Raw genomic sequence first — 13,988 nt, forward strand, 5'->3', positions numbered from 1 at the left:
GGCTATCTCCTCCAATAATAGTTCCTTTCAAAAAAATAAACCCTCAAGTTACTTGAGGGTCAAGTGTATGTAACAGCCATTAATTAAATTTATTTGATTGGCAAAAGTATTTCAGTGACATAATTGTCTGGATTATTAGTTACCCCATAATCAATCAGTGTTATTTCGATTGAGTCGCCAGCCAATTCATAATGATGCTTTTTCATATATGTAAGTAACATTTCGTAGTATTGTGCTGCTTCTGAATGTGATCCTTTAAATCTAATTTGCAGATATTCTCTTGAGGGGAAAGTGATTTCAGGTGAAGTTATTTCATCTTCATCTTCCAGAACCATAAATATACTGGAATATCGGTCAAACTGATTTGATTTTATATTTGTTGCTGAAATGGATAATCCTACTTTCCCTAAAAATAGATCTTTGTGGACTTTAAACTTAGTTCTCAATTCTGTTACCGGATACTCAATATCTTGACCAAGAATATATTCATGTTGTAAATACGCCACACGCAGTTCAGGAAGTTTAATTTTTGAAATTTCTTCTAGCGGCATATTAACTGCGTCTTCCATTTGTTTAATGCGGCGAGAGATCTTTCTCTCAATGCGTGCCAATTCCCTCTTTTTTCGGTCGATTTCAGTTTGCTGGTCTTTCAGCAAGTGAATCAGAGTATCTACCTCAAGAGAATCATAAAAATCAAGTAGTTTATTTATTGGCAAACCTAATGTCCTCAGGTACTTGATTGTACTCAATCTTTCAAATTGTTGTGTAGAATAATATCTGTAGTTATTATGTTCGTCTGTAAATTCTGGTTTTAAGAGACCAATTTCATCATAATACCTAAGAGTAGGTACGTTTACATTGAATAACTTAGATACTTCTCCAATAGAGAAAAATTCCTTCATCCTAACAACCTCTCTGTTATTAAAGCTGTCTGTTTATGTACATCCACATTATATATGATGCAGTAACCCTAAAGGTAAAGTTTTCCCTATATAGACGGCCATAATCAAGATTGAGTTGATAAATATTATATCTATTCTTTATTTGATTTGGAGTGAATACAGATGTTACATTGCGAACGTGGCACTAATGACAAGTCGAATAGCCGATGCTGACGAGAACCGGCTTGTTTTCACGTTTCGCTTTTTCAAATGCTTTCTATCTCCGAGGGAACCAATCAATGAAAATAGTTCATAAAGTGCGGACTGCAAATTACTGGTTTTGGTTATTCTAACGAACATGGCACCAGTACATGTCAGGACTTAGCTATTTATATAGTTTCAGGGGCAATGGTTCGCAACATGATATGTTCTGTCTGTGTCTTGAAGGTAAATATTGTGTTTGAGTTGAATGTTATCTATCATTATTTTCAAACCTTCTAATCATTTTCAATAACTCCGTAATCAATATATATCTATCTTTTGGAAAGAAGCTGCTTCGAACAAAAGTAAGGATAGCCAAAGATAATGAGTGGAGCTGCTAATGCAAGTAGTAACCAAGAACCTGATTGAGTGTCTTTGATGACTCCTATGAATATATAAGTACCGATGAAAAGGTACAATAAAACACCAAAAAACCAATACATACCTTGTTCCTCTTTTCTCTATAGGTTTCTTTATCTTTAATGGGGTATTTTGTAGATCCCTTCTGCTTTACTTCTTTGAGGATTTTAATGTATGAGGGGTCCGATTTTTAAATGTTTTTTTAGCCCTGATTCCTTTTCTTTGCAAGTTTATAATGATGAGATCAATTGGTTTCAATAAATTTCAATCCTCCCATATGAAAGTAACTCTCCATATATTTTAATTTTAAAATTGAATATAGAAAACGTACATAAGGGCATATCCTTATGTACGTTGGGGCATTTTTAAACTTTTGTTCATCTTGCGTTTTCTTCTTGCCTTGCTGGCCGATAAATGAAATGCCTGCCGGCTCTTATGATAAGATGACAAATATGACTGGATTGTTCCTATTTTTATTGTGGATCCTTTGTGATTATACTGTCAAAGGAAAGGAAGTGAAGCAATATGTTTCGAAGAAAGCCTTTTGATAAAAACTACTTTTCACGAGATAGGCGGGCATTAAATATGCTTGCTCTCAGAGTGCCAGGCTTAGCTTTTATTCTCATGATATATATAGCCTCTATCGTGCTGCAATTTTTTATTGGGAGCTGGCCCATTTTATTGCTTCATGTGTTTACAGTATTGATCGCCATTTTTGCAATGCTGCATTGGCATTCATATCGCTGGGTTAAGAAAAGGGTCATTCTATATTTTGTGCTGCAAGGTTTGATCACTTTTACACTGGCTAATATCATGACTGGCTTCTTAGTGCTGATTATTATTGGCCTTTATGCATTTTTGATTGGACAGATTGCAGGAATAGCAGACAGAAGAAGGACTTTCCTCATACTGTATTTACTGCTTCTGCTGTCAATCAATGCAACAAATCAGATTCACAAAGGTGAATATTTGCATTTTCTTGTCATTGCCGTACCTATTATGATCGTGATTATTACTTATGCCGCTACATTATTTGCCCAAGTCGATGAAAAGATAAAAGCGCAGCTGACTCTTGAAAGGCTGGGGCTGGCTCATCAGCAGGTCGAACAGCTGACGCTGCAAAACGAAAGGCAGCGTATGGCCCGGGACTTACACGATACGCTTGCTCAAGGGCTGGTCAGTTTAAATATGCAGCTGGATGCTATTAATGTTCATATATCGAAAGGTAACACAGATAGAGCAAAAGAAATCATTCAACAATCTATGAATAGAGTGAAAAGCACATTAGCTGATGCACGTTCAGCTATTGACAATCTTCGCAGCAAATCAGAAGAAATCGATTCTTTAAAAGAAAGAATTACCTTACAAATGGATCATTTTAAAGATGCAACAGGTCTGTCTTGTTTTTTAGACTACAGATTAACTCAATTGCCTGATGTTCGTACTGCTGAAAATTGTTATTACATCATAGGAGAATGTCTTACAAATGCAGCAAAACATGCTGAAGCAGAATCCATATGGGTATCAGTTTGGGATGAGAAAGAAAACATCCATTTAACCGTCAGAGACAATGGAAAAGGATTTGATGTTGAAAGAGGCAGGAAAAAGAGAGGTCATTATGGACTTCTTGGTATACAAGAACGCGTCAGAGCAATGAAAGGCCAATTCGATATAAAGAGTACAAAAACAATAGGCACACAAATCGAGATAATCTTGTCAAATCAGGGAGAGATTGAAGATGAGTAAGGTTTTAATCGTTGATGATCATCTAGTTGTGAGAGAAGGTCTCAAGCTGTTAATTGAGACGAATGATAACTACACAATAATCGGAGAGGCGGAAAATGGAAAAAAGGCGGTCCATCTTACAGATGAATTAAAGCCAGATATCATTCTTATGGATTTATACATGCCAAAAATGAGTGGGTTAGAAGCGATTAAACAAATAAAAGAAAAACACAACATACCCATTATTATTTTGACTACTTATAATGAAGATCACTTGATGATTGAGGGAATTGAATTAGGGGCGAAAGGATATCTGTTGAAGGATACGAGCTCAGAAACCCTATTTCATACAATGGATGCAGCATTAAGAGGAGAAGTGCTGCTGCAGCCTGATATTCTTAAACGTTTTCAAGAAATTCAATTTGAAAGAATGAAGAAACCAAGCAGCGATACTCAGTTAACGGAAAAGGAAATAGTTGTTCTAAAGGCGATTGCAAAAGGATTCAAAAGCAAAGCGATAGCCTTTGATTTAGGAATCTCAGAGAGAACCGTGAAGTCAAGACTAACGTCCATTTATAATAAATTGGGAGCGGATTCTAGAACAGAAGCAGTCGCGATTGCCATGCAGAGAGGTATTTTAACTTTAGATATATAACACAAAGTTATTTAAAAGTTGCCCAAACGTACATGCCCGAATGTACGTTTTTTTCATTTCCTTATGAATTACAATTAGGAAGAATATTATCAAGCAATGTGTTGAAAGGAGATTATGATGTCAAGAATGTTATATAAATTAGGCGGCTGGGTCGCTCGCCATCGTATTAAAGTAATATGTGCGTGGATCGTTGTGTTGATTGCAACGATAGGGGCAGCCGGCATATTAAAACCCAGTTTTTCTGAGAATATGTCAATACCTGACACGCCTTCGGAAAAAGCAATGAAGGTGATCAATAAAGAATTTCCTCATGGTCCTGATAAAGGGAGCATACGGGTCATATTCGGTGCTAAGGATGGGGAGAAACTTACTGCCAAATCAGCAAAAGAAGCAATAGAGAATACATTAAAGGAAATGAATAAAGACGATTCCATTGATTCGATTGCAAGTCCTTTTCATGCAGGAACGATCGCAAAAGATGGGACAGTGGCTTATGCTGATATCAAATACAAATCATCAGCAGATGATATAAAAGATTACTCTATAAAACATGTGAAAGATAGTTTGTCCATTGCTGATGATGAAGGATTACAAACGGAGTTAAGCGGAGATATACCAGGAGCCGAGATGGAGATAGGCGGTGTATCAGAGATAGTCGGTATTGTCTTGGCTTTTGTTGTTCTAGCTATTACATTTGGCTCATTATTAATAGCAGGCTTACCGATTTTAACAGCACTTATAGGTTTAGGTGTAAGCATTGGGCTGACTTTGATTGGAACACAAGTGTTTGATATTGCCTCCGTCAGTCTTTCATTAGCCGGAATGATTGGCCTTGCAGTTGGTATTGATTATGCTTTGTTTATTTTTTCGAAACACCGCCAGTTTTTAGGTGAAGGTATACAAAAAAATGAATCAATTGCGAGAGCTACGGGAACAGCTGGGAGTGCTGTCGTTTTTGCCGGACTCACAGTTATTGTTGCACTTTGCGGATTGACTGTCGTTAATATTCCTTTTATGTCCGCAATGGGGCTAACAGCAGGGCTCAGTGTGCTCATGGCTGTATTAGCTTCAATTACATTAGTGCCTGCCGTTTTATCAATAGCAGGGAAACGTATGATTCCGAAAGCAAACAAGAAAAAAGAAATACAAAGCGCTGAAACAAATTTCTGGGGACGCTTTGTCACAAAGAACCCTATTCTTCTAAGTGTATTTAGTATTCTCATCTTGCTAGTCATTAGTATTCCATCTATGCATTTGGAGCTAGGTTTACCTGATGCAGGAATGAAGGCTAAGGATAATCCCGAGCGCCGGGCTTATGACTTGCTTGCCGAAGGTTTTGGAGAAGGGTTTAATGGCCAATTAACGATAGTGGCGGATGCCACAAGTGTTCCAGAAAATAAAACTGAAGCATTCGCAGATGCAGTAAAAGAAATTAAGGATTTAGACCATGTAGCAAGTGTTACTCTTGCAATGCCTAATGCAAAAGGCGATTTTGCTATTATTACGGTTGTTCCTACAACAGGTCCAAACGATAAAGCTACTAAGGATTTGGTACAAGATGTACGCAGCTTAGCAGATCAAAAAGGAGTAGATTTGCTCGTAACTGGATCGACGGCAGTGAATATAGATATTTCAGATCGTCTTAATGATGCAATACCAGTATTTGCTGTACTCATTGTTGGTTTTGCGTTTATATTGCTGACAATCGTATTCCGTTCGCTGCTAGTACCTCTTGTTGCTGTAGCAGGTTTCATATTAACAATGACAGCAACTCTTGGGGTTTGTGTATTTGTGTTACAGGATGGAAATCTAATTGATTTGTTCAATATACTTGAAAAAGGGCCGATTCTCGCGTTTTTGCCTATTTTAACGATTGGTATTCTTTTTGGCTTAGCAATGGATTATCAGGTATTCCTTGTAAGCAGAATGCGTGAAGAATATGTGAAAACAAAGAATCCAGTACAAGCGATTCAAGCTGGATTAAAACACAGTGGACCTGTTGTCACCGCAGCCGGGCTAATCATGATATTTGTTTTTGCAGGGTTTATCTTTGCTGGTGAAGCTTCTATCAAAGCAAATGGATTAGCTCTTTCCTTTGGTGTATTGTTTGACGCATTTATTGTAAGAATGACACTCATTCCAAGTATCATGAAGTTGATGGGGAATGCAGCTTGGTATTTACCAAAATGGTTAGACAAAATCATTCCGAATGTAGATATAGAGGGTCATCATCTAACAAAGGAGATACAGCCCGAGATAGACAATGAACAAAAACACCGAATCAGTATGTAGCAATATAGGCTCGTTCTAATAACATGTAAGGATGTAACTCCTCTTTTTATAAAGGGAATACAACTAATGGCAAAGTATTAGAGGTTAAAGTTTATGGGCAATAAACAACAAAAGAAGAATATATAGAACGAGAGAAATAAAATTTATTTAAGAGTGGACTGAAAGGTCTACTCTTTTTTCATTCCGTCATCTGAATGAAGAAATGGTTATTCTAATAGACATGGCACCAATGCAGAGTAGAATAGCATATAGACTTACCAGAAGTACACAACTTAAAAAAGAGCTCAATGAGAGCTCTTTTTTTCCAAAATGAAATTCACTTATTCTTTTTTGGGGGGAATATAAAAGTAATAACCAAAAAAACAACTATACAAATTAAAAACTGAATAAGTCTTTTTAGAAACCAATAGTTAGCAGGACCAATTTCATTTGTAACTTGGATGGTAGCATAAACTGCAAATAAAGTTAGTATGAATTTTAATGTTTCTCTGTGCAAATCAAACAACACTTTCTTTAAATAAATACATATACAACACTTTGTACAATATATCCAAAACTACTGGTTATACATGCTAATCCTTTACTATTCTTGAGATAAATAATTGAAATCCGTTTCTTCAAATTCAGGAAGTTTTTTGTCAATTTTTCCAGCGGACAATAACTCTTGAACATATTCACGAATAGCTAGCATATCAAATGGGAAATCGAAATCAAATTCCTCTGTAACAGTTAAAGTGTCCATTACATATGAACAATTATGTTTCATACCCAATAGATCATCATTAAAACGTAGCACAGCTTGATATGATGAATCAGGTAGCTCAAAGTGAGAAATCAAATAAACATTAATATTGTTACCTTCTTCAGAATCTGGCAGTCTTTCATCAACGTATAATAAAAAAGCACATCTCTCATCATCGTTTAATTCTACTTGAAAGAATTCAAAATCTCTTAATCTGAATAAACGTTTAAATCTCGTATTTAAAATTCTCATTTTCAATATCTCCGTTTTTATTTTAAGCTGTTACTAACGATTTCCATTGAAACATAGAAGGGGTATAATACGCAATTTCCCATTAAAGTCATGTTTCCGAACGAAAGGTCTTTCCTATTTCTTTTCCTAAACCAAAATAGTGTCTGAAATTATAAATAAGCGGACTCCATTTTGAAGGGTTAATGTGGTTGTCGTTCAATATGATCTTTTCCTCGGCATGAAAATGTAAAGCTTGTGTTTCCACAATCGCAAATGATGGTTCGTAATCTGGTATCCGAATATGTTTCACTTCTGCTTCTATTTGGATAGGGCACTCTTTAATTCTTGTTGGTGCTACTGTCATTGATGGTAAAGGTGTTAACCCTGCCGCTTCGTATTTCTCTTTTTTGTAAGTAAACCCGAGCTGTTTCTTCAAAGGCGGGATATTCTTTTTTCCGCTAAAAGACGAAATTTTTTCAACGTTTTTCCATAAATCGGGGCTGGGCAAGTTAATGACACATTCTTTGTGTCTCTTTATATTTTCAATAGCTTTTCCTCCTAGTCCTACTCCCAGAACAATATAGTTTCCAAGCGCCCAAGAGGAAGACATCGGACTAATATTGGTGGTTCCATCTTCATTCAAAGTGGAAAGAAGGAATGTTGACGTGCCATAGTACATAATGTTTGGTTTGATTTCTTTAAAATGAAGGGTGTCTTGTTTTTCACTGTTCAACGCTTAATGCCTCCTAATCATTATTTATTCATATTGTAAAGGTTTAACATTTCAACTATCATCGAAATATGAATGTAAGGAGGAGAATGATGAATCCTAATATTGCAAAGGTTGCTTCGTTACTATCTGACCCCACGCGTTCTTCTATTCTTTTGAGCCTTATGGATGGAAGAATACACCCTGCTGGAGAGCTTGCATATTTCGCTAAAATCAAGCCTCAAACTGCGAGCTTTCACCTGCAAAAATTACTTGAAGCACAGCTCATCAGTGTAGAGAAGCATGGAAGACATCGGTATTATAAATTGGCTAGCGCCGATGCTGCAAAAGTGATAGAACAATTGCTCAGTATTTCGCCTGATTCAAAAGTGAAGTCTTTCAATGATTCAAAAGAAAAAAGTGATTTACACTTTGCCCGTACCTGTTATGATCATCTGGCTGGTTATATCGGCGTGCAAGTGACACATTCATTAGTCGAGCAGGGCTTCTTACGAAAAACGGATTTACACTTTGAGGTCACTTCAGAAGGCTCTTTGTTTTTAAAGGATTTTGGAGTCGACGAAGAAAAACAAAGAAATAAGAGGAGAGCTTTTGCGCTTTGCTGTTTAGATTGGAGCGAGCGGCAGCATCATTTAGCAGGCGCTTTGGGACATGCATTATTAGACAGGATGCTAGAACTGCAATGGATTGTGCGTATGCCTAAAACTAGAGCTATTAAGGTAACACAAAGCGGAAAAGCTGCATTTGAGAAATACTTTAAATTGAGTATCTAAGATTTGAATGGAAAACATACTTCCTCCATCAAAAGTGGAGAAAGCAGATGGGTACCATATTCATATGAGAAGCGGAACGCAAAATGATAAAGTGGCTTATCTCCTTATGTTTCGAGACGTAAAGCCTGTGATGTCTTCACCACACCATCTGTTTTCCGTTCCCTTAGCTGTAACGTCAGCATCCTTTGTGTGGTACCCGGTATTGATCTTTTCAGTTCATTAAACCTGACCGGTTGATGAGACAGGGTATCGATGATGATTCCTTGCCATTTTCAGCCAACAATGTGTAAAGCCATTTACAAAAATATTCAAAGGAAGTGGTTTGCTTGAACTTAATACAAATATCAGAACATGTCTATCAGTGTGAATTTGAACTCGATATACCGATTCATATCCCAGTTCATATTTGGTTTATTAAAGATGGCGATGATGTTTATATCATTGATACAGGAATAGAACGTTTCGCAGATGCTCAAATAAAGGCAGCGTTAGCAATTGGTCATCCCAAAGCCATTCTGCTTACCCATGGCCATAGTGATCATATTCAAGGTGCAGCAAAATGGTTAGAGAAGTTTGACATTCCTATTTATGCCCATCAAAAAGAACTGATTTATATAAATGGAGAAGCGCCTTATCCGAACAAAAATGACGTCGAAAACACAAGGGTAGCACATACTGTCCGGCCGCTGACGGAGCATACACTTACTCACTTGCCGATACAATACTATGTAACACCCGGACATTCTCCGGGGCATGTTATCTACCACCATGAAATTGATAACATTTTATTATCAGGAGACCTTTTATTACAAGTAAGGAGGAGCTGCACCCGCCTATCAGAAAATTCAGCGTCGATATGAATGAGAATATAGATAGCGGCGCAATCATAGATGAAATCAAACCAACTCTTATCTGCTCTTCGCATGGACAAAGCATTCTTTATAACGAAGAACTGTATAAAAGGTATGTTTTAAAATATAGAGATTAAAGAAAGTTTGTAACAGTAAATATGAATTGGTTGGGGAGAAGAGTGAGACTATTTTGAGTATCGTTTTTAGAAGGAATAAGTCCCTCAAAACATACCAAACACTCGGTATGTTTTGGGAGATTTAAAGATACTCTGATATTTCGACGAGGTTCTGATCGGGATCTCGAATATAAACAGAGATAATCGGGCCAAGGGCGCCGGTTCTTTTTACAGGCCCTTGCTCTATATTGACATTCATTTTCGTGAGATGTTCTACTACTTTATTGATAGGTTCATCAGTGATAAAACACAAATCCGCAGATCCAGGTAATGGGTGCTGTGCCTTAGGTTCGAATTCATGACCGGCCTCATGCAAGTTTATTTTTTGATTGCCAAAACGCAATGCTTTTCTGCCCGAACCAAACGTTTCTTCCTGCATTCCCAAAACAGAGGTGTAGAAGCGGATTGTCTCCTGAAGGCTTTTTACCGTTAACACCAAATGATCAAGTCGTTTTATCATTCACGATCCCTCCTGCAAAGTATACATTTCACTAAATCTATTATTAATCCTGCATAGCTGCTTTCGTATCAGATGAGATTAACTAAAGAAAGATACTTACCGCAGAATAAATGAGCAGCAAGCACATGATGACTCGAAATGCCTTATCGTGTTTTTCAAAAAGCTTTTTAAAAACAGAGCCGAACCCTGACCATAGCAGCAGGGCGAACCAGCCCAGAAAAATGGCCAATGAGAGATAAAAAATAATTGATGTCATTGAATGCTGAAACGGCAGTATAAAAGCACTCATCAATGTTAAGAAGAACAAAACGCTTTTGATATTGATGATCTGGAAGATGAAACCGGATAAAAAAGAAGAGTGCGTATCTCCGGAATCCTTCTTTGAGCCTTTGGCGAAACCGATCTGCCAGGCCAAATAGAGCAAATAGACTGCACCAGCTATTTTGAAGTAGGGCTCAACAAGAGGAATCCAATTGTATACACCTATTGTGAATATACCGCTGAGAATCCCCAGTGCTGCAAAGCCCGATAAGATGCCGCTATTAAAACGCCACGAACCGATAAAGCCAAACCTTCGCGCTTCATTCATCATTAAGATGTTACTTGGGCCGGGCGTAATGGATGTCAAAATCACATACGAAAGAAAAGCTATAATACTCATTGAATCACCTTCATTTACTAATGTCATATTGGGCAGTTTTTATTGTATGATAGTCATATCTATAAATAAAATTGAAATATAAAAAAGCATTATCATTTTTTTCGATAGAAGGGGAAAACGTATGGAGATCAGACATCTTGTCACGTTCCAAGCAATTGTAGAAATGGGAAGTTACACGGGAGCTGCTGCTAAGCTGGGTTATACGCAATCCACGATCACCACTCATATCCAAGCGCTTGAGCAGGAGATCGGCGGCGCTTTATTTTCGTATGAAAAAAGAAATCTAAAGCTGACTCATTTAGGCAGAGAATTAATCCCTTTGGCAGAAGATTTACTTTCTGCCCACGACCAGATCAAGAATATGAAGAGTGTTCATGAAATCAAGGGAGTATTAAAGGTAGCCGCACCTGAGTCTTTAACGATTTCTAGACTAGGGCCAATCATAAGGGAATTTTCACTGAAATATCCTCATGTGAAGATTATATTAAGCAATGGGACATGCGGGGAAATCCAGGTAGATTTATTGAGCGGACGGGTGGATATTGCTTTTATGGTCTATCCAGCAATTAGCCCGGACAAATGCATTCATTATACTTTAACTGAGGAGAGGATTGTCCTTGTGGGCAGTCATGACGGACCGGATCATTTTGATGATTATAAACAAGATATCAGCGGCCATTTTTTTATCACAAATGAAGAAGGCTGCAGCTATCGATCAATGTTTGAAAGGTATCTTGTTAAGCATGACATCTGCAACGTTCAAACAATGGAGCTATGGAGTATCGAAGCGATCAAACAAACGGTCATGAGCGGGCTTGGCTTTTCTGTTTTACCTTATGTGACAGTGAAAGAAGAGGTGGAAAGCGGTAAGCTGAAAATCCTTGGTCATTCTGAAGCATTCGATCCGCTGTATTCCCATATGCTGATCAAAAAGAAAAAATGGCCATTGCCGGCAGCAAAGGCTTTTGCTGAACTTGTTTTACATTCGTTTCGTGAATCTGAACAGGAGTCTCTTGTTGGTATGTCCGGTGAATAGACAGGATGTTGGAAAAGGAGGAGTTGGTACGCTCACTCCTTTTCATATTAGTCATCCATCAAACTGCGGCTGAAACCTTGGGTTTTACAAACTTTACGAAAATGCCCCGGACTAAAGGGCCCATTATTAATAATTGCAATGGGTAGGCTAAAATAAAGTTTTTCAGAACGATCATAAGGTAAGCGCTGAATAGGCTGTTCTCGTTAAGTCCATTCGACAAAACTGCCGTGATTAATCCGAAAACAGACATGCAAAGTACCATACCAAGTACCATACCAACCACCATACAAGTCGACATGGCAAGGACCATACAAGTCGACATGGCAAGGACCATATATAATTTCTTAGACTTGTCGAACGGCATTTTGAATGTCATTTTTCTTGCGAGCGGACCGACTAAAAGTAAATCTAACAGTAACGCTACAATAAATCCAATGATCATCTCAAAAGCTGTAACCCATGAAAAATCACGAATGGCTCCGTTGATCACTGCATTGTAAATCGACATGACGCAGACCATTCCAAAGCACATCATCACGCCAAAGATAAGGCCTTCTTTTTTATTTGCTGGCATACAATCAATCCTTCTCTCAATAATCGGTGATTAGTATACCAATGAATCACACATGCTCATAAGTGACAAATTTGTGAACAATTTATTGGCCGGAATCGTCTTCTTTTGTCATCAGCACATGCGGAATGCCATCCAATATAAATTCCTCTGATGCTGTCTGATAGCCGAGCTTTTCATAAAAACCTGCTGCCTGTGTCTGACCGTGCAGTTTACATGTATAAATGCTTTTTTCTTTCACAATACGTTCTAACTCAGCGACAATCACTTTCCCCAACCCGAATTTGCGATAGGGCTTCAGAATGCAGATTCTTTCCAGTTTGCCCGCGTGATCAACGATACGCACACGCGCTGTGCCGACCGGCTGTTGTTCATGGTAAACCAGAATGTGCTGGCAATCCCCATGGAGTGTATCGAACTCATCGAACTCGTCGGAAACTGGACAGCCTTGTTCCTCAACAAATACTGTCTTTCTGATGTCAAACGCTGTATGTAAATCATGTTCTGTCGTTATTCTCTTCACATTCATGATTGATCCTCCTCTTTATCAGAAAAATGGCTGATGACATACTGTTTAAAGGTCTCTGCCACCGGGGATAAAAATCTGCCTTCTATCCAGGCGATTCCTATGCCGCGCTGACATTCCGGCCAGCTGACACGAATTTTTGTGATTTTGCTTTGGTCTAACCCTTTAAGATCGGGCAGAATGGATATGCCAAGACCGGCTGCCACAAAACCTGCCGTGGTGGCTGCTTCTTCACCCTCAAACATAATGTTCGGTTGAATGTCCGCTTTCTCAAACAATTCATCAACCGTCATGCGAAGCGCATATCCTTTTTTCAATAAAATGAAACGCTCATCCGCGACTTCGGTCAGTGCAATGCTTTCTCGATGAGATAACGGATGGTTGTTTGGCACAAATACAAACAGTTCTTCGCTCCATAATTGTATCCAGCGGATCAGTTTTTCAGGCTTGATGGAGGCAAGGAGACAGAGATCCAGATCTCCGGATTTTAATCGTTCAAGCAGCCAATATGAATGGTTTTGCTTCAGCTGGAAGGTAATGTCGGGATATTTCTGCTGAAAGCTGCCGATTAAATCGGGAACCAGCGTTGTTCCTAATGTATGTAAAAAACCGAGAGACACTTCGCCTTGGTCAGGCTGTAAAAAAGCTTGGATTTCTTCTTTCCCTTCGGTATATTCCTTCATCATGGCATGAACGCGTCTTAAAAATATTTCTCCGTATTTGTTTAGTTTAATCGAACGTCCTTGCCTGTCGAATAGCGGGACGCCTAAATGGTGTTCGAGTCTGGCGATTGAGCGTGAAAGCGCAGGCTGTGTGATCGACAGACTTTGTGCCGCCTTCGTGACGTGCTCCATGCGGGCCAGTGTTTGAAAATATTCAAATTGTTCCCATTCCAAATCGTCAACACCTCCTACATTACATTTAAGCATGAATTGGATATTTATTATGCATTATACAACATATATCAACGGTGCTAAGATAAATGTATAAACAGACTCGAGGATGTTTGAAATCGCAAGAAATAAAGGATGGGTGTTTATGGAGTGCAGTCTTCAAC

Annotated in this window: 14 protein-coding genes and 3 pseudogenes; 6 read left to right on the plus strand and 11 right to left on the minus strand. The window is 38.3% G+C overall.

Annotation, left to right across the window (positions count from 1 at the left end; all coding sequences use genetic code 11):
- Positions 1 to 89 precede the first annotated feature (89 nt).
- From CJU60_RS00200 to CJU60_RS00210, 3 genes and pseudogenes are all read right to left on the minus strand, one after another.
- Complete coding sequence (locus CJU60_RS00200; protein WP_095712557.1) at positions 90 to 902, minus strand: MerR family transcriptional regulator; 813 nt, start codon at positions 900 to 902, stop codon at positions 90 to 92.
- Between the two features lie 187 nt (positions 903 to 1,089).
- Positions 1,090 to 1,182, minus strand: a pseudogene (locus tag CJU60_RS22100) (DUF255 domain-containing protein); the annotation flags it as partial.
- A gap of 232 nt (positions 1,183 to 1,414) precedes the next feature.
- A complete protein-coding gene (locus tag CJU60_RS00210) occupies positions 1,415 to 1,585 on the minus strand; it encodes a hypothetical protein (protein ID WP_095712558.1) in 171 nt (56 codons plus the stop codon).
- Between the two features lie 442 nt (positions 1,586 to 2,027).
- Between CJU60_RS00210 and ydfH the strand changes: the two genes are divergently transcribed.
- The 3 genes from ydfH (at position 2,028) to CJU60_RS00225 (ending at position 6,174) form a co-directional block, all read left to right on the plus strand.
- Entirely contained in the window at positions 2,028 to 3,248 is a 1,221-nt protein-coding gene (gene ydfH / locus CJU60_RS00215; RefSeq protein ID WP_095712559.1) for a two-component system sensor histidine kinase YdfH, read from the plus strand.
- Entirely contained in the window at positions 3,241 to 3,882 is a 642-nt protein-coding gene (gene ydfI / locus CJU60_RS00220) for a two-component system response regulator YdfI (protein ID WP_095712560.1), read from the plus strand. The genes ydfH and ydfI overlap by 8 nt, the downstream gene beginning before the upstream one ends.
- A gap of 117 nt (positions 3,883 to 3,999) precedes the next feature.
- On the plus strand, positions 4,000 to 6,174 hold the full coding sequence (locus CJU60_RS00225) for an MMPL family transporter (RefSeq protein WP_095712561.1): 2,175 nt from the start codon (positions 4,000 to 4,002) through the stop codon (positions 6,172 to 6,174).
- Positions 6,175 to 6,757: 583 nt separating this feature from the next.
- Here CJU60_RS00225 and CJU60_RS00235 read toward each other — a convergent pair.
- Both CJU60_RS00235 and CJU60_RS00240 read right to left on the minus strand, forming a co-directional pair.
- Positions 6,758 to 7,168, minus strand: coding sequence for a hypothetical protein (locus CJU60_RS00235; protein WP_095712563.1), 411 nt, complete (start codon positions 7,166 to 7,168; stop codon positions 6,758 to 6,760).
- Between the two features lie 88 nt (positions 7,169 to 7,256).
- Positions 7,257 to 7,880 (minus strand): flavin reductase family protein, encoded by a 624-nt coding sequence (locus CJU60_RS00240; RefSeq protein WP_095712564.1) that lies wholly within the window; start codon positions 7,878 to 7,880, stop codon positions 7,257 to 7,259.
- 89 nt (positions 7,881 to 7,969) lie between these two features.
- Here CJU60_RS00240 and CJU60_RS00245 point away from each other — a divergent pair, with 89 nt between their 5' ends.
- Entirely contained in the window at positions 7,970 to 8,650 is a 681-nt protein-coding gene (locus CJU60_RS00245; protein WP_095712565.1) for an ArsR/SmtB family transcription factor, read from the plus strand.
- Between the two features lie 104 nt (positions 8,651 to 8,754).
- Here the strand turns inward: CJU60_RS00245 and CJU60_RS00250 are convergent.
- Positions 8,755 to 8,946 (minus strand): annotated as a pseudogene (locus CJU60_RS00250) (winged helix-turn-helix transcriptional regulator).
- A gap of 30 nt (positions 8,947 to 8,976) precedes the next feature.
- Here CJU60_RS00250 and CJU60_RS00255 point away from each other — a divergent pair.
- Positions 8,977 to 9,638: pseudogene (locus CJU60_RS00255) on the plus strand (MBL fold metallo-hydrolase).
- Positions 9,639 to 9,759: 121 nt separating this feature from the next.
- Here the strand turns inward: CJU60_RS00255 and CJU60_RS00260 are convergent.
- Entirely contained in the window at positions 9,760 to 10,137 is a 378-nt protein-coding gene (locus tag CJU60_RS00260; RefSeq protein WP_024123541.1) for a VOC family protein, read from the minus strand.
- 82 nt (positions 10,138 to 10,219) lie between these two features.
- Entirely contained in the window at positions 10,220 to 10,798 is a 579-nt protein-coding gene (locus CJU60_RS00265; RefSeq protein WP_024123540.1) for a LysE family translocator, read from the minus strand.
- Positions 10,799 to 10,919: 121 nt separating this feature from the next.
- On the opposite strand from CJU60_RS00265, the gene CJU60_RS00270 reads away from it, so the two are divergent.
- Positions 10,920 to 11,834, plus strand: coding sequence for a LysR family transcriptional regulator (locus CJU60_RS00270; protein WP_095712566.1), 915 nt, complete (start codon positions 10,920 to 10,922; stop codon positions 11,832 to 11,834).
- Positions 11,835 to 11,892: 58 nt separating this feature from the next.
- Here CJU60_RS00270 and CJU60_RS00275 read toward each other — a convergent pair whose 3' ends face one another.
- From CJU60_RS00275 to CJU60_RS00285, 3 genes are all read right to left on the minus strand, one after another.
- Positions 11,893 to 12,408, minus strand: a complete 516-nt coding sequence (locus tag CJU60_RS00275) for a DUF2798 domain-containing protein (RefSeq protein WP_095712567.1) — start codon at positions 12,406 to 12,408, stop codon at positions 11,893 to 11,895.
- 82 nt (positions 12,409 to 12,490) lie between these two features.
- Positions 12,491 to 12,934 (minus strand): GNAT family N-acetyltransferase, encoded by a 444-nt coding sequence (locus CJU60_RS00280; RefSeq protein WP_095712568.1) that lies wholly within the window; start codon positions 12,932 to 12,934, stop codon positions 12,491 to 12,493.
- Positions 12,931 to 13,827 carry a LysR family transcriptional regulator gene (locus CJU60_RS00285; RefSeq protein ID WP_095712569.1) on the minus strand — a complete coding sequence of 299 codons (897 nt, stop codon included), beginning with the start codon at positions 13,825 to 13,827 and terminating at the stop codon, positions 12,931 to 12,933. The genes CJU60_RS00280 and CJU60_RS00285 overlap by 4 nt, the downstream gene beginning before the upstream one ends.
- Between the last annotated feature and the right edge of the window lie 161 nt (positions 13,828 to 13,988).

This window comes from Bacillus sp. 7705b (genome assembly GCF_002289525.1).
GTDB lineage: Bacteria > Bacillota > Bacilli > Bacillales > Bacillaceae > Bacillus > Bacillus halotolerans.

Bases quoted from the DNA above. Each gene is read 5' to 3' on its own strand.
- CJU60_RS00200 (WP_095712557.1), bottom strand. From the start codon at position 902: ATGAAGGAATTTTTCTCTATTGGAGAAGTATCTAAGTTATTCAATGTA.
- CJU60_RS00210 (WP_095712558.1), bottom strand. From the start codon at position 1,585: ATGTATTGGTTTTTTGGTGTTTTATTGTACCTTTTCATCGGTACTTAT.
- ydfH (WP_095712559.1), top strand. From the start codon at position 2,028: ATGTTTCGAAGAAAGCCTTTTGATAAAAACTACTTTTCACGAGATAGG.
- ydfI (WP_095712560.1), top strand. From the start codon at position 3,241: ATGAGTAAGGTTTTAATCGTTGATGATCATCTAGTTGTGAGAGAAGGT.
- CJU60_RS00225 (WP_095712561.1), top strand. From the start codon at position 4,000: ATGTCAAGAATGTTATATAAATTAGGCGGCTGGGTCGCTCGCCATCGT.
- CJU60_RS00235 (WP_095712563.1), bottom strand. From the start codon at position 7,168: ATGAGAATTTTAAATACGAGATTTAAACGTTTATTCAGATTAAGAGAT.
- CJU60_RS00245 (WP_095712565.1), top strand. From the start codon at position 7,970: ATGAATCCTAATATTGCAAAGGTTGCTTCGTTACTATCTGACCCCACG.
- CJU60_RS00260 (WP_024123541.1), bottom strand. From the start codon at position 10,137: ATGATAAAACGACTTGATCATTTGGTGTTAACGGTAAAAAGCCTTCAG.
- CJU60_RS00265 (WP_024123540.1), bottom strand. From the start codon at position 10,798: ATGAGTATTATAGCTTTTCTTTCGTATGTGATTTTGACATCCATTACG.
- CJU60_RS00270 (WP_095712566.1), top strand. From the start codon at position 10,920: ATGGAGATCAGACATCTTGTCACGTTCCAAGCAATTGTAGAAATGGGA.
- CJU60_RS00275 (WP_095712567.1), bottom strand. From the start codon at position 12,408: ATGCCAGCAAATAAAAAAGAAGGCCTTATCTTTGGCGTGATGATGTGC.
- CJU60_RS00280 (WP_095712568.1), bottom strand. From the start codon at position 12,934: ATGAATGTGAAGAGAATAACGACAGAACATGATTTACATACAGCGTTT.